16 protein-coding genes and 1 pseudogene are annotated in these 23,906 nt (G+C 42.6%); 2 read left to right on the top strand and 15 right to left on the bottom strand.

The features are described 5' to 3' along the window. Position 1: 1 nt before the first annotated feature. The 11 genes from AC4II3_RS01465 to AC4II3_RS01415 all read right to left on the bottom strand — a co-directional run bounded on the left by AC4II3_RS01465 (position 2) and on the right by AC4II3_RS01415 (position 17,284). Positions 2-1,642 carry a formylglycine-generating enzyme family protein gene (locus AC4II3_RS01465; RefSeq protein WP_488009284.1) on the bottom strand — a complete coding sequence of 547 codons (1,641 nt, stop codon included), beginning with the start codon at positions 1,640-1,642 and terminating at the stop codon, positions 2-4. Further along, positions 1,614-3,401 carry a Calx-beta domain-containing protein gene (locus tag AC4II3_RS01460; protein WP_488009286.1) on the bottom strand — a complete coding sequence of 596 codons (1,788 nt, stop codon included), beginning with the start codon at positions 3,399-3,401 and terminating at the stop codon, positions 1,614-1,616. The genes AC4II3_RS01465 and AC4II3_RS01460 overlap by 29 nt, the downstream gene beginning before the upstream one ends. Next, complete coding sequence (locus tag AC4II3_RS01455) at positions 3,398-4,351, bottom strand: AAA family ATPase (RefSeq protein WP_488009288.1); 954 nt, start codon at positions 4,349-4,351, stop codon at positions 3,398-3,400. The genes AC4II3_RS01460 and AC4II3_RS01455 overlap by 4 nt, the downstream gene beginning before the upstream one ends. Continuing rightward, positions 4,336-5,364, bottom strand: a complete 1,029-nt coding sequence (locus AC4II3_RS01450; RefSeq protein WP_488009290.1) for a hypothetical protein — start codon at positions 5,362-5,364, stop codon at positions 4,336-4,338. Before AC4II3_RS01450 ends, AC4II3_RS01455 begins: the two co-directional genes overlap by 16 nt. A gap of 275 nt (positions 5,365-5,639) precedes the next feature. Next, entirely contained in the window at positions 5,640-6,047 is a 408-nt protein-coding gene (locus AC4II3_RS01445) for a type II toxin-antitoxin system VapC family toxin (RefSeq protein ID WP_488009292.1), read from the bottom strand. After that, entirely contained in the window at positions 6,044-6,295 is a 252-nt protein-coding gene (locus AC4II3_RS01440) for a hypothetical protein (RefSeq protein WP_488009294.1), read from the bottom strand. The genes AC4II3_RS01445 and AC4II3_RS01440 overlap by 4 nt, the downstream gene beginning before the upstream one ends. A gap of 52 nt (positions 6,296-6,347) precedes the next feature. After that, positions 6,348-9,356 carry a tetratricopeptide repeat protein gene (locus tag AC4II3_RS01435; protein ID WP_488009296.1) on the bottom strand — a complete coding sequence of 1,003 codons (3,009 nt, stop codon included), beginning with the start codon at positions 9,354-9,356 and terminating at the stop codon, positions 6,348-6,350. Between the two features lie 96 nt (positions 9,357-9,452). Further along, on the bottom strand, positions 9,453-10,223 hold the full coding sequence (locus tag AC4II3_RS01430; protein ID WP_488009298.1) for a hypothetical protein: 771 nt from the start codon (positions 10,221-10,223) through the stop codon (positions 9,453-9,455). A gap of 158 nt (positions 10,224-10,381) precedes the next feature. Then, positions 10,382-12,184, bottom strand: a complete 1,803-nt coding sequence (locus AC4II3_RS01425; protein ID WP_488009300.1) for a putative bifunctional diguanylate cyclase/phosphodiesterase — start codon at positions 12,182-12,184, stop codon at positions 10,382-10,384. A 1,121-nt stretch (positions 12,185-13,305) separates the two neighbouring features. Further along, positions 13,306-14,508, bottom strand: a complete 1,203-nt coding sequence (locus tag AC4II3_RS01420; protein ID WP_488029394.1) for a sensor histidine kinase — start codon at positions 14,506-14,508, stop codon at positions 13,306-13,308. Positions 14,509-15,403: 895 nt separating this feature from the next. Then, a complete protein-coding gene (locus AC4II3_RS01415) occupies positions 15,404-17,284 on the bottom strand; it encodes an NAD+ synthase (protein ID WP_488009312.1) in 1,881 nt (626 codons plus the stop codon). Positions 17,285-17,742: 458 nt separating this feature from the next. Here AC4II3_RS01415 and AC4II3_RS01410 point away from each other — a divergent pair, with 458 nt between their 5' ends. Continuing rightward, complete coding sequence (locus AC4II3_RS01410) at positions 17,743-17,925, top strand: hypothetical protein (RefSeq protein WP_488009304.1); 183 nt, start codon at positions 17,743-17,745, stop codon at positions 17,923-17,925. A gap of 254 nt (positions 17,926-18,179) precedes the next feature. Here AC4II3_RS01410 and AC4II3_RS01405 read toward each other — a convergent pair whose 3' ends face one another. From AC4II3_RS01405 to AC4II3_RS01395, 3 genes and pseudogenes are all read right to left on the bottom strand, one after another. After that, entirely contained in the window at positions 18,180-18,545 is a 366-nt protein-coding gene (locus AC4II3_RS01405; protein ID WP_488009306.1) for a response regulator, read from the bottom strand. Between the two features lie 22 nt (positions 18,546-18,567). After that, a pseudogene (locus tag AC4II3_RS01400) lies at positions 18,568-19,143 on the bottom strand (NUDIX hydrolase). A gap of 269 nt (positions 19,144-19,412) precedes the next feature. Then, complete coding sequence (locus AC4II3_RS01395; protein ID WP_488009314.1) at positions 19,413-19,979, bottom strand: nicotinate-nucleotide adenylyltransferase; 567 nt, start codon at positions 19,977-19,979, stop codon at positions 19,413-19,415. A gap of 348 nt (positions 19,980-20,327) precedes the next feature. Between AC4II3_RS01395 and AC4II3_RS01390 the strand changes: the two genes are divergently transcribed. Continuing rightward, complete coding sequence (locus tag AC4II3_RS01390; protein WP_488009308.1) at positions 20,328-21,539, top strand: RNA-guided endonuclease InsQ/TnpB family protein; 1,212 nt, start codon at positions 20,328-20,330, stop codon at positions 21,537-21,539. A 194-nt stretch (positions 21,540-21,733) separates the two neighbouring features. Here AC4II3_RS01390 and AC4II3_RS01385 read toward each other — a convergent pair whose 3' ends face one another. Beyond that, positions 21,734-23,311 (bottom strand): mechanosensitive ion channel family protein, encoded by a 1,578-nt coding sequence (locus tag AC4II3_RS01385; protein ID WP_488009310.1) that lies wholly within the window; start codon positions 23,309-23,311, stop codon positions 21,734-21,736. Between the last annotated feature and the right edge of the window lie 595 nt (positions 23,312-23,906).

Below are 23,906 nucleotides of genomic sequence, written 5' to 3'. Positions count from 1 at the left end.
CTTAACTAGACAAAGCGACTCGCAAACCAATTGTGAGAATCCTGTTTTCAGGAGGAACACCATTGCGATAGCCAGAACGACAAACGTTGGGAGGGTCCATCCAAGACCCTCCCCGTATTACCCGATGGGATTCTCTAGAGTTAGTTGTCCTAGCAGTTCCGTCTACGGTCCCATTGATATAGTTATCATACCAGTGGTCAGCACACCACTCCCAGACATTACCATGGAGGTCCTCTAGTCCAAAGACATTGGCTGCTTGATGAGAGCCAACTTCCGTTGTCTGTTGACTAAAATAATAATAACGCTTTGGTCCAGAACGGTATTCTTGAGTGCCATCATAAGTTGCTACTTTGGGAGAAATGGTTTCACCAAAGTGAAAAGGAGTAGCTGTGCCAGCACGACAGGCATATTCCCATTCTGCTTCACTGGGTAAGCGATAGGGTCTACCTGTTTGTAGTTGCAAGCGTTCACAAAACTCAATTGCCTCGAACCAAGTAACCGCTTCTACTGGCAGGTTTTCACCTGGGAAGCGTGAGGGAGCAGATGGTAAGTCAATCCTAACTTTATCTTTGCTGGCAATAGCTTCCCACTGGGCTTGAGTCACAGGAAACCTACTCAGAAAGAAGGGAGCAACGTTAACTAAATGTTGGGGTTTTTCTCGATAGTCCCCCTCTTTCTTTGGTGAACCCATTTGAAATTCCCCTCCTGGGATCTGTACCATTTCCAATACAGTATTCTCTCCCAGTTGTTCATAAAAAACCTCTGCCTGACCCCGGCCACGATTGATCACCCATTTTGAACCCAATCTCATAAATCTAGGTCGTTTAATCAGTTCAGCCCTTTCAAACTCCAATGGATGTAACGAAGGAGGAGGGACTTTAACAGTATTAATAGTCCAAACTGACTCCTCAAATTCTGGAATAGGTAAAGTAACTCCTGCTACGACTAGGCGATTATTTTGGGTTGGCAACTGGTCAAACTTAGAGGCTGCTCCTTGTTCATGGCCACGAGCCAAATCCCGCATCCCTTCAAGGTAGGTCAACAAAGGCTGAAATTGCCCTTCCCTGAGGGGACTAGCCAGTGTTTCTGCTAACTTAGACATCCGCACCCACTCTGTTTTTTGATCTAGACTTAATTGGGTCAGTTGTAATGCTAAGTCACGAGCTGCTGCTTCGGGGTAGATATATGCTAGGGCAGTCCACCGTTGAGCTTGAGCAATGGTCCGAACAGAATTCTTGGGACTATTGAGTTGTGGTTTTATATAAGCCAGCAGAAAATGAGCTAAGGTTTCAATGCGCTGATGATTATGTTGGTTAAATCGAGGATTACTGTTGAGTTCCTCTAGCAATACATTTCGTGTTTCTAACTCCATCTCGTATAGCTCATGTCCCACTTCATGACACAGAGGGGATAGTAGTAAGTCTGCCACCGCTATCCAAGGGATGTTTAAATTGTCACCCTGTATATCTTGCTGAAAGTTAGCCCATAGACAGTAGAGCAAATCAGGTGTCAGAGCAATGGGAAATGCCGCATGATATGCCAAATACAGATGTGGGTCACCAAATTTATCTCTAAAGGATTGAATTCTATGGATAATGTCTGGTGAAGTAGTTTTAGTTGTAGAATTTTCGATCCCGTCCACGTAATGTCTCGATGACTTGATAAAGTCCTTGACGATTAACTTCAAACATAGGAACTAGCTTGGCAATTGCCTCAGCAGTGGTGGATTCCCAACGGTCACGGGGGAAAGGATTAAGCCAAGCAATGGGAGGTACATAGTGTTTTAACTCCTTCAGAAAAAATTTGGTGCGACGACGACGCCTAGAACTAAACTGTCCACGAGCAGCCCCGGCATCACTAAATATTAAGCAAACTACTCGTGTTTTTGGCAGTTGTGACAGACAATCTTCAATGGGTACTGCTTCTAGGTGGTATGGATCTTGGTAAAGATAGTCACTGGGACAGTTATGGAAATAATAAACCCTAACCTGATTAAAACGCCCACCTCTTGAGGCTGTATCCACCAGTGCTTGTGAAAGGTGATGAAAAGGCACCATAGAGCCATCTTGATCGATCAGCAATAAAAGCTCTATCTTATTGATGCGACGAGGCTTTAGTACCGGATTGAGTAGAAAACCCTGTTGTCCAATTTGATCTATGGTTGCTTCCAGGTCCAGTTCCGTTGGTACCCCCTCTCCCATCAAATGTCGCAGATAGCGCCACCCCTGCTTCATTTGCCGATAGGTAACCGGAAGATCGTTATTGATAATCAGGAAAGTCTCTCCCAGCTGACTGTCAGGCTGTTTGATTGCCTTGGCAATTTGTATTTCGTCTAGTAGGGTTTGAATAACTTTAGGAGAGAGCTTAGCTATGGGGAGATTTGTCAGATCTTCAGTATCTTCATAATCAGAAGCACTAATTCTTTGGCGCGGACTTCTCATGTTCACAACAATCAGTAGGGTCAACAAGCCTGCAATTATAATCAAACCAAGTTCTAGCCAAACACCAAACCGTTCTACTAAAGAATTAAACCAAGCAAATAAGTCTAAATCTTCTGAATCATTAATACTCAACGTAGCCGTGTCTTGTGGACTGATTTTAACTTGCCCTTGAGGGTTAGTTAATTGCAAATTCATTGGCTCATTACCCTCGTAAATTTTGTCATCTAAGATAGGAATATCAACTTTTTGCACTCCAGATTTACCATCATTAAAGATCACAGTGATAGAAGTTTTTTTAAAGTCCTTAAATGATGCTTTGATTTTTATCCACTCATCCTCTGTTTTATCTATCTTATTTTTCCAATAATTAAATGATTGCCCGCGATAATAATCCTTGGTTTCATCAATAATAATTGATGCACTGACCTCACCTCTACTGCCACCAGTACGAGCAATTAGAATTTTGGGATTTTTGTCATTCTCTTGTATAATGCCAAGGGAGTTAGAGAAGGGAATAGTCTTAAAGCTTAAAGTACCAGGATTATCTGGCAGTGGTTTTGGCCATAGCCAAGGAATACTGATACCTGTTACTAGGGCAGAAATAACTCCAAAAATAATGTATCGAATCCGTCGAATAGGTTTACGCTGTTTGGTATTGGCATCATCGGCTTTTGAGCTATCTACAATCCTTCCTTGATACCGACTTGCTTCCGTAGTACTTGGTAAAACTTGCTGTCTAGTATCTTCGGGAATTAACTGGTCAAAATACTCTTGAAAGATAAGTTGCTCCTGATCAGATTTAACCCAAAGGGTGGAACAAAGTTGAGCTAAGGTATTGCGGTCATCCTTACCGAAGCCACCATCCAGCCCTTGGAGTAACAGGTGATATTCCTCTAACCCTAAGGGTAGTCCTGCTTCTCGGAGACGATGGAATAACTCTAGCAGTGCTGGCTCATTCATTCCGTATCCTCACTTAGCCTGAGATAACTAATATGTGCTTCCCAACTCTTGAGCAATACTTCTAAATAGGGAAGCGGTTTTTGGGATAATTTTCGTAATGCTTCTTCTAGAGTATCTTGCTTTAGGGCTTGAATCCAATCTAATAACTCACTGGTACTTACTTTTTTACTAGATCGTCCGGTTTCCTCTGCCATCAATTCACGCAATTCTAAAAATCGGGAAACGGATTTTTTGGTCAGTTCATCGGCAATATCGGGAAATCTAGCTTTGACAATATCCACAATCTGCTGGGATTTAGGAAATTTAACATAGTGGAATAAACACCGTCGTAGGAAAGCATCCGGTAAATCTTTCTCATCATTACTGGTTATAAAGACAATCGGTGCAGCTTTGGCACTGATTTCCATTTCTTGATCATCGACTCTAACTTCTTCAACTTTAATAATTTTTTCCTCAAGTTCTAGAAGCAAGTCATTTGGGAAATCAATATCAGCTTTATCAATTTCATCAATCAAGACCACCGTACGTTTGTCATTATTAAAGGCTCGTCCCAATGGTCCCAGACGCACATAGGAGGTTGGGTCATCAAATCGTTGTTTTTCTGCCTGTGTCAAGGAACCAGATGCCGCCAATTGAGCATCCCGCAACCTGCCCACGGTATCATAGGTATAGAGTCCATCTTTGGCTCGGCTAGTGGATTTGATATACCAAGCCTCGAAAGGCAGTCCTAACTCATAGGCTACTGCGATCGCTAATTTAGTCTTACCACATCCAGGCTCACCCCTTAGCAGTAGTGGACGCTTTAAGTAAATCGCTAAATTCACTGCGTCTATTAATTCTTTGCTAGGAAGATAGGGATAAATGAGTTTCCCCTGATAGGTTTCTCCAGACTTTTTGGGTTGAACTCGACCCGTGTATTTAGGATAATCTTTATTTACAGGCGAAACCATTTTTCCTCCTGGTCATACCAATTACAGCCGCAGAGCTCACAAATTTTACGAAACGTAGGCTCTGGAATACCTTTCTTTGCCAACAGTATTTTAACAGTTTCCTCTTTATCAAGGGAAAGAGTCTCTGGTAAATAGTCTTCTTGGTAATCGAGCCAAGTTCTAATAGTTTCGCGACCAAAGGGAATAATCTCTGGTAATTCAAAGGGAAGTCTACTTTTAAAATCAGGTTGGTAATCAGTGACAAAAGCAATATTCCATGACCTGACCAATCCTTGATAATCTAGAAAAAAGATTAACAACTTAAATTGACTTGGTTGATGTTGGGATATATTTTGAACTAGCCCAGTCCATAAATTATCAATTAAATCTCTCAAATTCTCTTCAATAGATTCATCGACATTGTTAAAACAGATCAAAACATGCTGGGATTGCCATAACTTTAACAGTCCAGTCACAATCTCACCAGGAGAGCTTTCTTCTGCTAAACTAATTCTACCTGCAAATTCTTCCCAAATACTGGACATATCAGTCCTTAAGGTTCTTCGGTTTAGATCAATAAGGATAGTTTTACCTGCCAAGTTTCGGGCAGCATTAAATGCTAATCGATTCGCTAACCATCGTTGACCATAGTCACGAGACTTACCATGAATGAGAAATGCACCGTGAGATTCTTGATGGGTTCTGACAATTTTTTCAAATAGCTGTTGTTGCTGCCAATACCCCAACTTGAGCAAAACTTTATGTAAGGTATCAACGTTTTGAGGTTTCTTTATAGCCTGAGAATGATTGCCTCTCTGATAGTTCTCGATTTTTTCTTCTATATCATCAAGTTCTTCTTCTATTTCTTCAAGCTTTTCTTCATATTCTTCAATGTCTTCCTCTAGCTTAAACTTCTCTGCTGTATCAGTTTCAATAGCATAGCTGTTCCTGAGCCTCTTCAACCTTTTGCGTAACTTTTCATAGGTTTCTTCCAAATCTTCTTGTTTTTTCTCCAAGCGTCTAAGTGAGGGCATTGGTCACTCTCAAGATTTAGTCTAAGATAGTTTTGGGTCTTCAGTACCTTTTATGCTAAAGTTCCAGTTAAAAAACTCAGAAAGCTTATTGTAGAAGCGATGCAGCTCGGTCTTGGGAGCTTCCTCGATGAACAACTTCATCAAGACAGGAAAATTCGGCTATTCAACTAACAAAATTATCTAATACGGCCTCTTTGCATTATTCCCTGCTTCCTGCTCGCTCTGCCAGACTGTGTATTTAGCATAACAAGTACAGAAGAACCATTTTTTATCTTTTAGGGTACAACCTCAAACGATTGATTTTCCGATAATCGATAAATGTAAAAATCGTGATCGAGGGTAAATATTTGTCTTTGATTAAGCACTTCAGCAATCGCTACCAGAGAAGCATCTGCTAAATCCATTGGAACATCTCGATATTGAGCCATTAAGGTTTCCATTCTGGTTAGTTCATCTGAATTATAATGGTATACTACTAATATTTGATCAGATACATAACCCCATAATTCTTGTTGTGCGAACCAACCCCCATATCGACCCAATAAATACATAGCTTCAGTAAAACAAGCACAAGTAGTGATCAGGGGGGCTGACAGTGATGGTAAGATGTCAACGCAGCGTTGATGATTGTCATCACCTTGGTTAATTAGGGCAATTAGGGGAGAAGCATCGCAAAGGGTCATTGATTTAATGTTGATGAGTCTTTGGTCTCTAAAAGCTCTGTAAAGGCTTCTCCTACCCGCTCAGATAAGTCTGATGGCTGAAAGTTGACTCGTCCAACTCTTCCTTTTAATCTTTGGTCTAGGGTTTGTGTCGTCGGGTGTTTTGAAGATTGAGCGGGCAAAATGGTCAATCTCACTCGCTGACCTGCTAAGTCAGCACTATGTTGGAGAATTTCTTCCCAAGTTCCTTCTAGCGTTTGCTGTTTCATTTATCGTCTTCTGAACTGGTCTTGTCTTAGTGTAGCAACACAGATGCACCCTTTACTTAACCCATGTCAGGCTCAATACTGCTGATCCAATCCTAATCTGATGGCTTACTTTTTGGTTAGAGTTTTCCAATACCTGCTTAGCCTGAGCTTGTTTTAGTTTTGTCATTAACTGCTCTAACTTCAGTGCTCGTTGTCGTAGATAATCAACCAGATAATCATGCACAAATTGATAGCGTTCAGCAACACTATCCGGTACCTTAACTACCAATCCTGACTCTACTAAAATCCTTAACAGCAACTCTATTTTTTCAGCTTCTGTTCCTAAATGATTAGCTAACTCAGCTTTAGTCTTCAGGGGACGATTCCCTGTTTCATCTGTTAGTAAATATAGCACCAGTTCCGCTACCTGCTGATTCTCTGGTCCACAATCTTCCACTACTCCAGTCAAATACCGCGCCATCAATCCTGGCTTTGAACCCCGTTCCCAATACTGTTCCAAGGTAGTAATACTTTCCGCCTGCAATTGGGCTCCTACTATCTGCAATTCCATCGGACGTACTTCCGAGAACTCCCCAGCTAAATCCTGTACCAATTCTTCAATCAAAGCTGGTTCTAGGTAACAAGACGATTGTTTAGTTATTTGCTCAATCACGGACTTGGCATCATCCCGGGAAAAATTCCCTAAAGGATAGCGCACATGCTTACTCAATATGTCATTGCCAATAATGTCCATACTGGCCATGGGATTAGCCCTACCCGACCATGGTGCGCGTTCGCATTCCAGTAAATAATGGAGATAATCCTCCCGCATCGACAGAATCACTTTCACTGACGGACTAGTAAGACACTCTCCTAGGAATTCAAAAAATTGCCGTCGCTCAGCTTTATCCAGGTAAACAACGAAAAAGTCTTCAAACTGGTCAAAAATCAGTACTGTCCGCAAATTGTGCTGTTCATTTTGCCGCAATTGCTGTATAATAGTATCTGGACTTTGTAGAGATGTCCCATGCAATGTCTCTATATTTATTCCGGTTAATCCTTCTGCCAATAACCGTCCCAATTCTTCTACCCAATTGGTATAGACTGCCATCACTACAGGCAACACCTCTTCTGTACCAATCACAGTCTGTTTCAACCCTGGTACTAATCCCCCATTCACCAGAGAACTCTTGCCCACCCCGGATTCCCCATGAATCACAATTAGCCTGTAATCATTGCTTCCAATCCGTTCAATCAATCGATTGACATCCTGCTGTCGCCCAGACTGCGCAATTTCTATCGCTATAGTTTCTCGATTTTCCTGCTCTAGGGGTGCAAGGCGTTGCGCACCGATTAAATTTGTTGGCAACCCCACCAACTTTCTCTGTTGTCGTGGCTGTAATCCACCAGCACCAATAAACCCTCCCCAACCATACTGTTGCCCTAACGATTGTTGATATTGCTTAAGTTGGAACGCTGTGAGATACTGCCCCTGCTGGAAATAAAGCGATCGCAAAGCCTGCAAAATCCGACTGTAAAACCGAGGATTATCCTCAGGTGCAATAACCCTTGCCTGTTCTAGGTGTTGGAGTGCCGCTTCAGGGTGACCCAGCCGTTGCTCAGATTGAGCTAACAGTAGTAGATAGAGACTCGTTTGAAGTGAGTGCATGGTCTGGAGTGCATTGTCCTGAATGCTGACTCCTGAGTTAAGAGATGGTTTTGTGCCCTGTTGGGCAACACCATAGGAAACTGTCGCTATCGTATCTAATGCTTTCTGAGCATTTTGCTTAGCCTCTTGCCAACGAGATTGGTTAAGAGCGACTTCTGCTAAAAATCCGTAAGCTTGGGCTTTTAGTGGTGCCATACCTTGCGCCCCTAATAGGATTTGGCGTTGCTGTAACCCTAGGGCATTGTGAGCCAAGTGATACAAATCATCCCAATCCTCTAGGCGTTCCATCACCTCACCTAGTTGATTGATAAACTTAGTGACTAAATCATGACGATTCAACTGCTCAAACCGATCAAGACACTGCTGGAATAATCCTCTAGCATCGTTCCAATAGAGACAGTTTTCTGGTTGCCGAGACTTTTCCCCTTGCTGGAAATAACACAACCCAATGTAAAACAGGACGATTCCCTGACGCTCCAAGAATTGCTGATCAGAAACGGTAATCTCATTGACCGTAGTATCACTGCCGTTTTCTAAATTATCTAGATCCTCTAAATAATTTAGATCTGCTAAGTTATCTAGATCGTCTAAGTTCTCTAAATTAGATGAAGAAACATTGTTGCCACTCTCGCCATCTCCCCATCTCGTGATCTCGTGATCTCGTGATCTCTCAGTCTCTGTTTGAGCTGGTTGCCAAAATGCCAAACTTTGCTCATAGTGAGTTACTGCACTACCCCACTGAGAGTTAGCATAAGCCTCTTGACCACGAAGGAATTCTATACTAGCTTTGAGAGCAGGTTCAAGGGTTTCACCCCGATGCTGTAAATCCTTCAGAGCAGCATCAATTTCCTGGTGACGTAGAACACCTATATCAGTAGGGACAAAGTATGCTATACTGTTCGAGTTTAAAATATAGTCAAAGATAGCATCGGTAGTCTCTTGGAGTTCAGTAATTAAGGTTTCTGTTGCGTTCGCAAATTCTATCGGTGTCCCCAAACTCTCGAAATCTGGAGCAAACTGGGTTAGTTGCTGCTGAACGTCATCTGTAATCCATAACACTAAGGGGAAAGGAAGATTTTTCTGAAACTCTTCGAGCACTTGATTAGTAACACTCAGCATCTGTGCTAGATTCTGGACCGATTCTAAGCCCAACACCATCACAGCACTAGGGCGTTCTTCTGCCACTATTGACCGAATGGTGTCATAGAGCACGTTGTCCGATGGTTTAAGGGTTACGGTATGAATGTCAAGGTCCGAGAGTGTTGGTAATTGCGCTACCAAACGGAAACGCACCCTAATATAATTACAGCGGGCTAAAATCAGCTTGAACTGTCCCTGAGACCCTTCTACTGCCGACGCCAGTTTTTTCAGGGCATGCTGATTTTCAGTTGCGATCGCATTAGAGTTGTCCATCGACCAATGTAGGGTCTTCCCGCCATTCAAGTAGCCATCTCAAGTGTCAACTCTAACATCCAAACTCCAAAAAGGGATGCCAAGGGCGAACCACCGTCAACCACCGATTGCTAGGATAACTGTTGCAAAGCCAGTCACATTCAGACGGTCTTCGTTATAGAAGGCGGTACGCACTACTAAATCGAGATAAACTCTAGGGCGTAATTGCCCTTGCCAACTAATCGAGTCACCCCCTTGACGGTACGGAGACTCTCCGGTCGGTAATCCACCCAACTGCGCACCTTGTTCAGTTTTGCCGGTATAACTTAAAGTCGTACCAGGAATTCTTTCTCCCTGCTTGACTTGGTATAACACTGGAACCTTGTAAACGACTATACTGGGGTTTGTTTGATCCGGTACCTGTGGTACCCAACCAGGTTTAGACGATACCCCATCTACCGTTAGACGAACAGTACCACCAGCTCGTAGGCGTTCCTCACTATAAACTAATACCCGTTGGTTGAGGCGCATTTCCACTCCCCTCAGGGGGCTTCCAGTCCAGTCTAGAGAGTCACCACTGCGCTTGAATGCCCGCTGTCCATTAATCAACACTTCAGCAGTTTTATCCCCCGTCCTACTGATATACCGAATATCAGTGCCTGGTATCAATGAACCAGCTTTCACCTCTTGGGTAACTGGTCCTTTGTAGACCAAGGTAGAGTTTGACCCAGGCTGCCGTTCCAATAGACTGCAACTAGTCGTCGTAGGTACAACAGCCAACAGCACCGTTGTGGCAATTAGTAAACGTTTAAGCAAACTCAGTGCTGAGTTTTGAGTGCTCAGTCCATTGTCTTGAGTGCATTGTCTTGAGTGGTAGGAAGTGCTCAAGACTGAATCACCTAGTTTATGCTCAGTTCTTGCAGTGTAGGATCTGTTTTCCAAGTCAGGTTTCATATTTGGCCTCTTTTACATGCAAGCTTGCCCCCTAATCTTCCCAGAGATAAGGGGGGATACCCTTTTGCTTGTCTTAATTCCTACTATAGCGATCACCAAAACCTATCTGGCTTGGTTAACATCAAATTGGTCACCGTTTCCGCAGTCAGGGCTTTATCAAATAAGAATCCTTGTCCATAGTCACATCCTAAATTTTGCAAAATATCCTTTTGTTCTTGGGTTTCTATGCCCTCAGCAATTACCTGAATATTTTGCTTTTTAGCTAAATTGATAATCGCTTCTACCATATGCAAATTTTTGCTACTTTTAAATCCTTTTTTAATAAAAGAACGATCAATCTTAAGGATATCGACCGGCAAATCAAGATAGGAAAACGATGAGTATCCGGTGCCAAAATCATCGATACACAACTGTATATTTCTGTCTTTAAGTTTCTGCAAGATAGTGGTAGCAACTGAGGCATTATCCACCAACACACTCTCAGTAATTTCCAGCTTCAAGTTCGCCCCATTCAATTCTAACGTGGTGCAGATTTGGTCAATCTGGTCAATCAGCTGGGGTTGGTTGAGTTGAATACCAGACAGATTCACACTGATACTCAAAGAAGAATTATCAGGAAACTGGTCTTGCCAAAGGCTTAACTGTTTGCAAGCTTCCCGTAAAATCCATTCACCAAGGGGGATAATTAGTCCTGTTTCTTCTGCTACCGGAATAAACTCACTAGGACTAATCTTGATGCGAGTGCGGTGCTGCCACCTCGCCAAGGCTTCAAAACCAATAGTTTTACCGGTTTTCAGGGACACAATGGGTTGATAATTAAGATGCAATGTTTCGTATTTAATTGCCTGTTGTAAGTCAGTTTCTAACTCTAGTCGCTCAATAGCTCTCTCTTGCATACTAGGATGAAAAACTTCTGAGGAGCCAATACCTTCTAATTTGGCATAATACATCGCCGTATCTGCCGCTCGCAGCAAATCTTTCGGTTGCTCATACCCCATGGTACTCAGGACCATACCAATGTAGCAATTAGAAGACACGACTCGCCCATTGAGTTGGAATGGGATGGAAATTTCCTGATGGATACGCTCAGCTGTCTCTTTCACCTGATTTAAGTCTTGGATAGTCGAGAGCAAAATCCCAAATTTATTCTCTCCCATCCGTGCCACTATATCCTGATCACCGATGCATTCCTGTAAGCGTTGAGCAGTAGCAACTAGGAGTTGTTCACTGAGTAGATCGCCTAGACTGTATTGGATAATTCCGTAGCGACTGAGAGTCAGAGATAGGACAGCAAATACATTATCCTTCTGAGTGTATCCAACAATGGGTTCATCCCAGCAAAGAGTTGGTAGAATCGGGTATGCCATCGGTAGACATTTCCGATTGTGAGTTGGTTGTACTGGCTTAAACCACTGGCGCAGGTAGTATAAAAATAATGTCCGATTAGGCAAACCGGTCAATTCATCATAAAACGTCAGGTCTTGTAACCTCTTGATTGCCTTCCGGTAATTTGTGCGCACCTTTGCTTCTCTTAACTCCCGCTCCACCGCCGGAACTAATCGTGCTAACTGGTGTTTAAGTAAATAGTCATGGGCTCCCGCTTTCATAGCAGCGATTGCCATATTTTCCTTAATCGAGCCGGAGACGATAATAAACGGTAAGTCTAACCCTTTTTTTTGTAAGAGGACTAAGGCAGCAATGGCGCTAAACTTAGGCATGAAGTAATCAGCAATCACAAGATCCCACCCTTTATTATCTAGGGCTTCGTTCATTGCTCCTGGTGCTTCCACTCTTTCATAAATTGCTTCGTAGCCACCATTTTTTAGTTCAACTACCAGCAACTCAGCATCATCTTCGGAGTCTTCGACAATCAAAACTCTCAGTGGTTTATTCATAGATTTATCCTATCTATTTATCAATAAATTCCTAGTTGATTAGAAAGATTGTGTATTAGGAGATTAATCATCTCCTAATGTATACATTACTGGATATAATTACTCAAATTTCTGTCATAACTTTACTGATTGTGATGAGCATACAGGATACATAATTCAGAAATCAGGACAAGAATTTAGCAAGGTTAGTGAGAGGAGCAATAACGAGTAGTGAATTCCCAAGCAAATTTATCTTAAAAATTCCTGGAAAATCAATTATTATGGCTCGAATATCCTGACTATGAAGATAGATAGTTGGTTATGTTGAACTCAGTTAAGTTTAGGTTTAATCCCAACGGATAAATGGCTTCTCCTAAAGTCTCCAAAGACCACGAATTTAGACTAGAACTTAGTCTAGAACTAGTTAAAACAATTGAACTATCCTGCCCGTGAAGCACAGGGTATTCTAATTGGTTATAAGAAAAGCAGGCTTTAACTACCGACTTTAGTACCTGTCTGTTGACCTTCCTAAACACAAGCGTGCTTTGTAGTGGGGATGATCCTTGAAATCTTTGCAACCTTGACCATAGGTAACCTTAATACTCTTGTGTTTTCGACAAACTCGGTACATGTCATAAGCATCAAAGTAAGTGTAATACTGACAATTTTCGTTTAGAAGTCTGTGTTACTGCCTACCAAGCCTGCTTCTACAGGTTATTGGCTTGTTCACACCAGAAAACAAGTAGGTCATTAGTTTCATCTGGTATGTTCCCAGACAATAATCCAGATAATACTATTTTCTTTGTCTCGTATTGCACTAGTTATACCACCTCCTAATCACAAACAAAGTAGACCAGGGGTGTGCATCCCCTAACTTGTTTTCATGCCCCGCACCAAGCATGGGGGTAAACAAGCTGCGATTTATTTAAATTTAATTCCTAACAGCTTAAATTGCCTAAGCGCCGTAATTACCTTAGCCATCTTAAAGCCTGTATTATCATAAAAATGAAACACATGGCTGCCATTTTGCCATTTTTATGTTTGCACAGATATCATCAATTGTAATTTAACTATTGCTAATCATTATATCAGTAGTGATTGCAATAGTTTTCAGGTGTGGAGGAGACGAAGCAATGGTGTTATTATAGCGAATAATTTGTGAAGGGTGGAAGGGTAAAATAAAACGTTGCTCCTTGTTCAATTGCACTTTGAGCCCAGACTTTGCCACCATGTAGGTGAATAATACGCTTTACAGTAGCCAGTCCAATGCCATTGCCAGGAAACTCGGCTTCGGTGTGCAAGCGTACAAAAGGGATAAATAATCTGTCAGCGTTAGCCATATCAAAGCCAGCTCCATCATCCCGGACAAAATAGGCGATCGCTTGATCACTGCTTTGCTCTTGCCCCTCTGTCTGAGGAGCGGACAATGGGCAAACTCCAAATTCAATCCTGGCTTGGGGATGATGGGATGTGTATTTCCAGGCGTTGTGGAGTAGATTCTGTAAAACAATCCGGAGCAACCTACGATCTCCATAGGCCTGAATTCCTTTGGCAATGACCCATTCCAAGCTCCGTTCAGGTTGGGTTTGTGTAAGTTCTAACCTAATTTCGGCAACCATCTTGCTCAAATCAACCTGCTGGTAGTGCATCGGGTCACCGCTAACTCTCGAAAGCTCTAGCAAATCGTCAATGAGTTTCCACATATGCTGACTGTTAGCAGATATACGTTGGAGATAGTGTTGTGCTTTGAGATCCAACTGGTGATGATAGTCCTTTGATAGAACCTTAATAAAACTCTTAATCCTTCGTAGTGGAGCGCTTAACTCGTGGGATACTGAATAGGCAAATGCTTCTAGTTCGTGATTTGTGGCTTCTAGTTGAGCAGTGGGCTGATTAACTGGGTCTACCAGCTGTTCATTAGTAGGCAAGATTGTTGCTGGTTCTAGCACTTGCAGCAAACTATTTTGTGTAATGATACCTGTCGGTCGTCCACATTCTTCTACAACTGGTAGATGGCGAATCCGATGTTGCCGCAATCGAGACAGTAGCTTGACTATATTCTCCACATTCTCGACTTCAGTGGCTGGTAGTGTAATTAACTCTGTGGTCATCACGTTAGCGATCGCTAGTCCAGAAAGCCCAATCCCTTCGACTATGACTTTCAGCAAATCTCGCTCAGTAAAAATGCCTACTAATGACCGTTGGGACTGGACCAGTACGTAACTAGAGTCCAACTTGATCATGCGGGCAATTGCCTCTGTTAATAGAGTTTCGGGACATACAATCAGAGGATCCCTATTAATTGCTGCGTCTAGGTTCAAATACATCGGGTAAGAGTGTAGCACAAATTTCAACAATCTAGCAGTAGGAAGTGGTGAAATTATAGCGATTGTGATCAAACAAATTCATTCCAAAATGGCGCAAAATTTAAATTTAACTAGTCAAGATAGAGGGGAATTTTGAGTTTTCCCCCTCCCTCTTACCCTTTCACCATAATTTTAACCAACTGCACCAGTAAATTAATAAGCAAATTAATACGATGTCAGCATTCAGCATATGCGCATTCGCGCACGCTACGCGAACAGAATTCAGCCATTCCTAATCAGCCCTTAGCTACAAGCAATCTTGAATCAACTAACCTTTAAGAAAGAACATTCTCGCCCGAATACTTATGTACTACCATCATGTACTCCCATCCAGACCCAAATACCTAAGTTTTCGTCGATGCTTTAGCTTACACCTTCGGAGCTGATCCCTGAAAGCATACCGTAATGGTCAAATTGACCAGGTTTTTTGTTGATTCTTGACTGTTCACTGCTTACAGTAAACGTCATCTCTTATCTCCAAATAAATCATGAAACCCAATGCTGATTTGTTATAATAGCAAAAAATACTTGGAGCTCTTTCCTACTCTTACCTACCCCCCTTATTAAGGTTAGGAGGGATTCCTGTACCCTTTTTCAATCAATCCTAGTTTCACATCTCAAATGAAAACCCTATAGACTGTGAACAGTCAACAACCAGACGATTACGTTGATTTTTACCGTCCCAGTTATTTGATGACGAAACTGCTATATTATTATGGATTTCTTGAACAAGAGATTCCTGGCTAGATAGTCATTAGTTATTAGTCCAGTTATTCCTCCATTGTCGTCAACAAGAAGTTTTCTGGTCTTTAGCAATAACTAATTCGCAAAGACTAATGACTAATGATTAATGACTAATGATTAATGACTAATTCTATAGCCAACGACTAGCAATTGGCATCCGCCAGCCAGTACCAAAGGCGCGGTCAGTAACCTTTAAGCCTGGCGGGGCTTGTCGGCGCTTAAATTCAACACGAGCGACTAGTCGGATGATTTTGTTAACCACTTCGGGCTGATGACCTGCATCAATAATTTGCTCCGGGGCTTGGTGCTGGTGGATCAGTCGCTCGAGAATATCATCTAGGATATCGTAGGATGGCAAGGAATCTTGGTCTACTTGACCAGGTTTTAATTCAGCGCTGGGGGGCTTGATTAGAATATTAGCAGGAATAATTTCTGTTTGGCTTAAAGGTTGTTCCCCTTTGGCGTTCGAGTCGGTTAGGTTACCAGGTTGAAGCTGATCAGCTTGAAGCTTAGAAGAGGAGTCTGAAGGTTCAACATTGAGCGTACTAACCTGCAACTTCTGATTAACCTGGGACTGCTCTGCCCTAGAATTTAGCCACCGACATAGGGAGTAGACGCGGGTTTTGGGAACATCGGCAATTACAGCTAATCCACCATTCATATCACCATAGAGGGTACAGTAACCCACTGCCATCTCTGACTTGTTGCCAGTAGAGAGCAGGAGATAGCCAAATTTATTAGCGATCGCCATCAGTAAGCTGCCCCGAATTCGGGATTGAATATTCTCTTCAGCCACACCGAACTCTGTCGCGGCAAATAGGGGGGCTAAGGTTTGGTCAAACCCCTCCATCAAGGAAGCAATGGCTAGGGTGTGAGTCTTAATACCTAGGTTTTGTGCTAAAGAGAGAGCATCTTTGACGGAGTGGTCAGAACTGTAGGGAGAAGGCATGAGAATCCCCAAGACATTCTCTGGTCCTAAGGCGGCGGTGGCAATAGCAGCCACAAGAGCAGAATCAATCCCACCACTCAAACCAATTACGACTTTTTGAAAACCACACTTACGGGTGTAATCCCGCACTCCTAGGACTAAGGCTGACCAAATTTCCTCGTCTAGGCTGGCTGGGGCTGGTGCTATTGCTGCCGATGGTGGAGACTGTATAGTTGTTTCTGGTGGGGTGACCAGATTCTGTGTTTCTCGGTCATATTCCACAATGACTAAGTCTGTTTCAAAGGCACGGGCGCGACATACCATCTCACCAGCCTGATTAAATGCTACACTACACCCATCAAATATCAGGTCATCATTGCCTCCTAGCTGATTGGCGTAGAGGATAGGTGTATGGTAACGGCTAGCGCTATGGCGCAACATTGCTTCCCGAGTTTTCTGTTTACCCGCGCTATAAGGTGAGGCGGACAGGTTGACCACGAGGTCTACACCCTGTTGAACTAAGTCTGTGATCGGATTGACTTGATAGCTGCGTTTTCCCCAAAACTCTTCATCGTTCCACAAGTCTTCGCAAATGGTAACACCGATTTTAATTGGAGAGTGGGCATTCTCAGTTGTGATTGCTGATGGCTGGTCATCAATGGTGAAGGAATTACTTTCCCGTCCTGGTTCAAAGTACCGGTTTTCATCGAAAACATCATAGGTGGGCAAGAGTCGCTTGTGAAAAATCTGCCGTACTTTTCCCCCCTCTAGTAGAGCAATGCTGTTATATAAAGGTTTGCCACCAGCAAGCTCTGCTTTGGTATTCGGTGTTACTGTCCCCACCAAAACAGCTAGAGACAATGGTAGCTGCTGAGCTAGTTGTTGCACTTGTGTAGTCATCGATTCTCGAAACTTGGGATTGAGCAGCAAATCTCGTGGTGGATAGCCACACAAGGATAATTCTGGTGTCAGCAACAGACGGACATCCTGACTCGCAGCAGTGTTGGCTACTTCAAGAATCTGTTGAGCGTTACCTGTAATATCACCAATGGTGGGGTTGAGTTGAGCGATCGCAATCTTCATCATTTTTGCTTGTTTTTTATAGTTTATGCCATCTACTTCACACAATCTTTAGTAATCTGGGTTTGGTTAGTAATTAAAGGCGAAAATATACAGTTGATCTCGTCTTTAAAACAAAGGCTTTTCTATAAAAATCAACGGTTTCATGATTAGCATTTTTTGTATTTATTGACTAGTGTTATTCTTCTTTTACTAAGTTAGTAAATAAACTCCAAAGCTTGCAGCTGATAGATTTGATAAATTTATGGGCACAAATAAATTTTAACAATTTCTAATTTTTAGAATCAGCTATGGGTCTCATTCCGAGAATTTAATTATTATTAATATATCGTTTTTTTTGAGAGGTAAGTATAAATTAGTTATAAAGTTTTAACGAAAGTAAACATAAACGCAAACTTGAACGTAAACCCTAACGCAAACCTAATCCTTGATAGTGTAGATTAAGTAATCAGAAATAAATCATGAACGTAGAAGAACTCGAAAACCGTTATCGAGAAGAGATTCAAAGTCTAGCCAACCAACTTCAAAATGCAGTTCTCGGACTGTCTCAGACAGAAGCAAAAATTGCTAAGATGGGACGGTCTATAGAGAATCTGAGCGAAATCATTGAGGAATTTATCCTACAGCAGAATCCAAAAAACTAATTCCATGACTGATGATCAAATTAATGTCAATGATTTCCCTAACAAAACTTACGGAACAACCCTATCTGTAGGGTGTGTTCTTAACGAACCCTACTACTTAAACGAGTTTGTCACCTAGTTTTGCGTAAGTCCTGCCTAAGACTTCAAACTCCTATGATATCTGGTAAAATCGGTATTGTATACCACAAGAGTGTTTGGCAGGCGGCTCAACCTTGTGGTTCTGAAGACAAATGACAAAAAAAGCTGACTGGATATCAATTGGTTATTTCTTCCTGTATGGCTTGTTCTATTTCTCTGAGAAGCGCTGGTTTGACTAGATAACGACGAGCTCCTAGTCTTAGAGCTCGCTTTTTGTCTGCTGGGAAGGAGTATGCAGAAAGGATAACTATAGGGATTGTTGCCCATTGGGATTTCTTGAGTTTTTCGATCAAGGTAAAGCCATCAACTTCTGGTAATTTGAGATCCAGCAGAATCAAGTCAGGTTGAAAGTCGGCGAGCTCTCGTTTAATAGTTAACCCATGGGGTAAAGCGCAAACGTCATACCCTTGCAACTGAAGGTATTCAGTGATAACTTCGCGATTGAAATCGTCATCCTCAATGAATAGGATTTTCTGAACCACAATTACAGATGTTTTTTCATTGCTACATAAATACCAACGGTTTATCCTTTAAACGAGCATATGCCTCTGCATCAAAGCGGTACAAACTTCATGGAAAACCTTCTCCATGAGACAATTATCAACTAGTGTCACCCAAGAATAATAGCTTTAAAAGACGACGGCTAAAATTATAATAATCCGAGATATTTTTCCAAAAAACTGTAGTGTACAGTTGATAAATACTATAGATAGTATTGAGGGGAAATACATCTCCGAACAGGTCAAAGGCGACAGGATTTTCTGCCAATTTGTTGCGCAAATGCCGATAACCATAGTCCAAAATTTGATTATGGTCAAAGGCGAGCTGCGGCACATGCTCGATGGAATACCAGGCAATACCACTGACATGATCTGTGTTGAATTTAGCTTCTTCTAGTCGCACTAGGGCAAAGTAACTGACGGATAGGTAACCCATGGCGTAGTGGTGGTTATAGGTAACCTCGACCCTAACCAATTCTGCTGGATAACGACCTAGTTTTCCGAAAGTGTACAGTTGCTCTAGGTACACGTTGTTAACTCGAATTTTCTCTGCCCAAATCCGTTCGCGTAGCGTGGCCATTCGCGTAGCGTGGCCGATTGGCCTTGGCCAATCGCATAGCGTGGCCATTCGCGTAGCGTGGCCGATTGGCCTTGGCCAATCGGCAGCATTGTCTAATGATTCTCCGTGCCACACAAAGGTTCCTGGTAAACTCCATTTACCAAGAAAGGCTTCCTCTTGGAGTACCAAAAGGCGGCTTTGTTGGGTATCGACGGAAAAAATCACATGACGGGCCCCGACCTGGACGTTGGCTAGAGCTGGTAGTTTGACCTTTATATTGCTGCTTTTGGTCATTGGTACAACTGCTCTTGATGGATATAGTCCTTAACCAGAGGAGTCAGTGCTGTTGTATCACCATTCTCACGATACGCTGTAGAGGAAACTGATGGTACCGTAATATTAGCGATCGCTAATTGTGCTCCTAGATGCTTCAACTTTTCTAAACTAGCCTGATCTACTCCATATCCTGAACGAGGTATTACCAGCAACTGTACTTGTTTTAACAATTGTTCAATTTGATACCAACGGGGCATCTGACGGACTAAATCAGTACCAATCACCAGAGTCAAGTTTGCCTGTAATCCCCAGTGCTGTTTAACTAGTGCTATGGTTTCCACGGTTCTCGGGCTACTTAAGTCGGGGCTGACACGGATCGGATTTTGATACGGGTCAATCTCCTCAATCAGTAACTTGAGCATGTGGGAACGTTGTTCGAGGGTGGTCTGATGAGACTTGAATGGATTATCTGAGGCCCAAACCACCACTTGGTCATAGTGATGGGATAACCACTGGAGAATAGCTTGATGAGCACAAGTTGGGGGATCTGCACTGGTACCAAACAGGGCAATATTGACCATAGTTAGTAAAAAGAAGGAAACAGAATGCGATGGACGTTCGCGTAGGGTCGGCTCTGCCGAGAGTCCCGCAATCGAGCGATGGACGTTCGCGTAGCGGAGGCCGTAGGCCACGCTTTCGCCGTAGGCGACGCTGCTTGAGGTGCGAACGGCTCTGCCGAGAGTCCCGCAATCGAGCGAACGCTTCAACTGCTACACGCTATATATAGTTTATTTGCTTCAGCCCTGATACCAATGGTGATAGCCCCCTAGTTGATTGACCAAAAAATTTGGGTCTCAAGCCCCGTCCTTCTAGGACGGCTTTATTTTTTTGTGCTATGATAATTTTACGTAGAGTTATTCCACGTCAAAATGATCGTCTTAGAGTTTAAGGTCAAAGGGAATAAAACTCAATATACCCGTATTGATGAGGCGATACGTACTGCTCAGTTCGTGCGCAATAAGTGCATTCGTTATTGGATGGACAATAAAGGTGTAGGACAAAAAGACCTGTATCGCCATAATACGTGGCTTAGGGCTGAGTATTCTTTTGTTAAAGACTTAAACTCTCATGCCTGTCAGGCTTCAGTGGAAAGAGCTTACAACTCCATTTCTAGGTTTTACTACAATTGCAAAAAACAAGTTCCTGGGAAGAAGGGTTATCCCAAGTTCAAGAAATTCTCGAGGTCAGTTGAGTACAAGACATCTGGCTGGAAACTTTCACCTGACACTAAGTCTATTAACTTTACTGATAAAAAAGGGATTGGAAAACTTAAGCTCAAGGGAACTTGGGAGTTGTGGCGTTATGACCAAGAACTGATCAAGCGAGTCAGGTTGGTTCGTCGTGCGGATGGTTACTATGTTCAGTTCTGTGTCAAGGTTGATGTGAAGGAATCTTTAGAACCCTCTCATACCAACATTGGTTTAGATGTAGGTCTAAAAGAATTCTATACCGACTCAAAGGGAAATACAGAACCAAATCCAAGGTTTTATCGAAAAGGAGAAAAGCGTCTAAAATTTTATCAGCGCAGAGTTTCTCGCAAGAATAAAGGCTCATCCAATCGGAAGCGCGCCATTAATAGACTAGGCAGAGAGCACCTTAAAATAAGTAGGCAGCGTGAAGAACATGCAAAGAGACTTGCACGTTGCGTAATCCACTCTAACGACGTGGTCGCCTACGAAGATTTAAGGGTCAGAAATTTAGTAAAAAATCATTGCCTCGCTAAATCTATTAATGATGCAGGTTGGTACCAATTTAGAAAATGGCTGGAGTATTTTGGCACCAAATTTGGCAAGCAAACTGTAGCAGTTAATCCTGCTTATACTAGTCAGAATTGCTCCAACTGTGGTGAAGTAGTCAAAAAGTCGTTATCAACTCGAACTCATGTCTGTGAATGTGGGTGCGAGCTGGATAGAGACCATAACGCTGCCATCAATATTTTGAAAAGAGCCTTGGGTACGGTGGGGCACACCGGAACCTGGATCATCGATCCCAACGCTTTAGGAGAGGACGCCTCTACTTCTTCTGATTCCGGTCTGAAGAAGCAAGTGACCTCGTTGATCAAAGAATCCCCGTTCTTCTAGGACGGGGAGTGTCAAAGCTTACTTTCTCTTCTTCCCGCTGTTGTATCTCTTCGATCCCACCACAAATCATCTCTGTCAAAGTGCAACGCCCCTGAAACTGCGGGAGTTTCAACGACCCGACAACTGCTGCGATCTCACCTCGTTCGCGCAGCGTGCGCGTAGCGCTATCGCCACGGGCTTTGCTTGTTTCAACCCTATTGTTTCAAAATAAACACCGGATCCTGAGCGTTTAATTCAATTCCCTCCTGGTCAAAGAAATCCTTGATCATTTTACGAAGCACTAGCTTGATCAGGCGGTGCTTTCCAGGTTTAACTTTGGTAACGGTTCTTATGGACAGATCAAAATCCCCAAAGTCCTCAATTCCATCCACCTTGGTCGGTTCAAGTACCTCGGAATACTTCTCTTTTAACTGGTGTCCTACCTTTTCGATCACCCTGTACACATGATCCAGGTCAGCATCATATTCTATGCCAACTTCCACCACAGCATAGATATAGTCCTTGGAGTAGTTGGTAATTGAGCCAATATCCCCGTTCCGAATAATATACATTTGACCATTGAAGTGTCGAATACGGGTGGTTCTCAGTTCAATCGCCTCCACAATCCCCTCCGCGTCCCCTGTCTGGATATAGTCACCTACTAGGTAGTAGTTTTCAAAAAGGATAAAGAATCCACTAACCATATCGTTAATGAGATTCTGTGCCCCAAGACCAACCGCTAACCCCACAATTCCAGCCCCCGCTAAGATTGGGGTGGCATCAATTTCTATGGTATTGAGGATCAATATACCTGAACCGAAGTAAATCAAGTACTTCAGTAAACTCTCTAGTACGGGAATAATCGTTAACCGCTTCTTTCGCTGCACATCAGTCAGCTTCGGGGACCTCAGGAGTGCTTCTTGGAGGAACAAATTGGCGATTACGATCAAGCCACGACTCAGGGATATGATACCGATAATTTTGACAACTTTCGATCCATAGGTGGCTAAGTTAGCAATTATCTCTATCTGCTCAACCACCAGGGTGGCCATACTAACATAGATTACATATTCTAGGCACCGCTTAAAAAAAGGAACCAGATGCCTAAGATTGTTATATAATCGCAGGCTATTTTCAGGGCTAGAGTATTCAAGAATCAGGTTGTCTATGCTATCGATAATGATGACGACCGATCTTAGAATCAGCAACCCGATTCCAATAATCAGATAGATGTTCAGAAGAACGTACAGATACTTAGCTGTGGATTCTGGCACTTTGAGAAACTGGGTACACCAGATGACAGACAGCAGCCAGAGTCCACTGGTAAGGATTTTGGTTAAGTAACTGAACAAATCCTCAATGCTTTCATCACTAGCAGTGATTTGTTCTAGTTTCTTTGCCCGAACACAGCCATAGTTGAGGAAACGCTGCAAGGGTTTGATGGCGAAGGCAACTAGCATCAGAAGGCAGATGCATTTACCTAACCCAGTGCCAAGGGTTATCCAGAATCCTTTGGGAATATTGCTGACTAACCCGAGTGTGTATTCCTTGAGGTCTTTCCCGCGATAGATCAGCCAACCGTTGCCACCAACAATTACAAGGCATAGCGCTATACAACAGATAACGATCAGCGCCTGGAGGTTCCGGCGGAGGTTTTTAGCATTGCTGTTCACCTTTTGGAACCAAGCAACTCTGATCAGTTGCTTGAATAGTATACCCACCAGCAAGTTGACTAGATAGAAAACTACGATGACCAGGCTGACTTCAGCCAAGATAATAATTATGTTGTTCACTTAACAAATCAGCTCAACCTTTCAGTATAATACAATACTTTACTTATTAAATATAAATTATATTCTTAACTACTATTAAATTGATACCACTACAGGAAGGTTAATCCACCCCTTTATAGCCATAAGTTCATGAAGGTTTCAAAACGTTTTTCTTGGCAGTGTTCCATGGACAGGAGACGCCTAGGTCGATCTGGGCCATTTGAGCGCAACTTGAGCTGAGATCATCCCTTGAGCTTAACTTCACATTTTTTTAAAATTTTATTCATTATTTATCCCTATTTTTACTGATGCTTTATAATCTTTGCTTATAAGGTTTAATGGTCTATTGTTTTATTTAATGAAAAGATTAGACAGGTATCTAAACCTGGAAAAGCGAAGATTCAGATGATATCAACAGAAGTTAACCCTTCCAAAGCTGACTGCTGAGGGGCTGAGCGCTGAATGCTTACGAGTTATTAGTTTATCCAATTTATAGCACGGAAGTCCCGGTCATCAACCTGAGGATCTTACCTAAAAGCAATTGCTATTGCCCTATTACAGAGAATCGGGAATCGGGAATCGGGAATCGGGAATCGGGAATCGGGAATCGGGAATC

Source organism: Moorena sp. (genome assembly GCF_982860115.1).
This window is presented reverse-complemented; position numbering and strand designations above follow the sequence as displayed.

Excerpts from the sequence above, each read along its gene's own strand:
- AC4II3_RS01445 (WP_488009292.1), bottom strand. The coding sequence starts at position 6,047 with ATGACCCTTTGCGATGCTTCTCCCCTAATTGCCCTAATTAACCAAGGT.
- AC4II3_RS01460 (WP_488009286.1), bottom strand. The coding sequence starts at position 3,401 with ATGAATGAGCCAGCACTGCTAGAGTTATTCCATCGTCTCCGAGAAGCA.
- AC4II3_RS01455 (WP_488009288.1), bottom strand. The coding sequence starts at position 4,351 with ATGGTTTCGCCTGTAAATAAAGATTATCCTAAATACACGGGTCGAGTT.
- AC4II3_RS01425 (WP_488009300.1), bottom strand. The coding sequence starts at position 12,184 with ATGAATAAACCACTGAGAGTTTTGATTGTCGAAGACTCCGAAGATGAT.
- AC4II3_RS01435 (WP_488009296.1), bottom strand. The coding sequence starts at position 9,356 with ATGGACAACTCTAATGCGATCGCAACTGAAAATCAGCATGCCCTGAAA.
- AC4II3_RS01440 (WP_488009294.1), bottom strand. The coding sequence starts at position 6,295 with ATGAAACAGCAAACGCTAGAAGGAACTTGGGAAGAAATTCTCCAACAT.
- AC4II3_RS01410 (WP_488009304.1), top strand. The coding sequence starts at position 17,743 with ATGAACGTAGAAGAACTCGAAAACCGTTATCGAGAAGAGATTCAAAGT.
- AC4II3_RS01395 (WP_488009314.1), bottom strand. The coding sequence starts at position 19,979 with ATGGTCAATATTGCCCTGTTTGGTACCAGTGCAGATCCCCCAACTTGT.
- AC4II3_RS01415 (WP_488009312.1), bottom strand. The coding sequence starts at position 17,284 with ATGAAGATTGCGATCGCTCAACTCAACCCCACCATTGGTGATATTACA.
- AC4II3_RS01450 (WP_488009290.1), bottom strand. The coding sequence starts at position 5,364 with ATGCCCTCACTTAGACGCTTGGAGAAAAAACAAGAAGATTTGGAAGAA.
- AC4II3_RS01390 (WP_488009308.1), top strand. The coding sequence starts at position 20,328 with ATGATCGTCTTAGAGTTTAAGGTCAAAGGGAATAAAACTCAATATACC.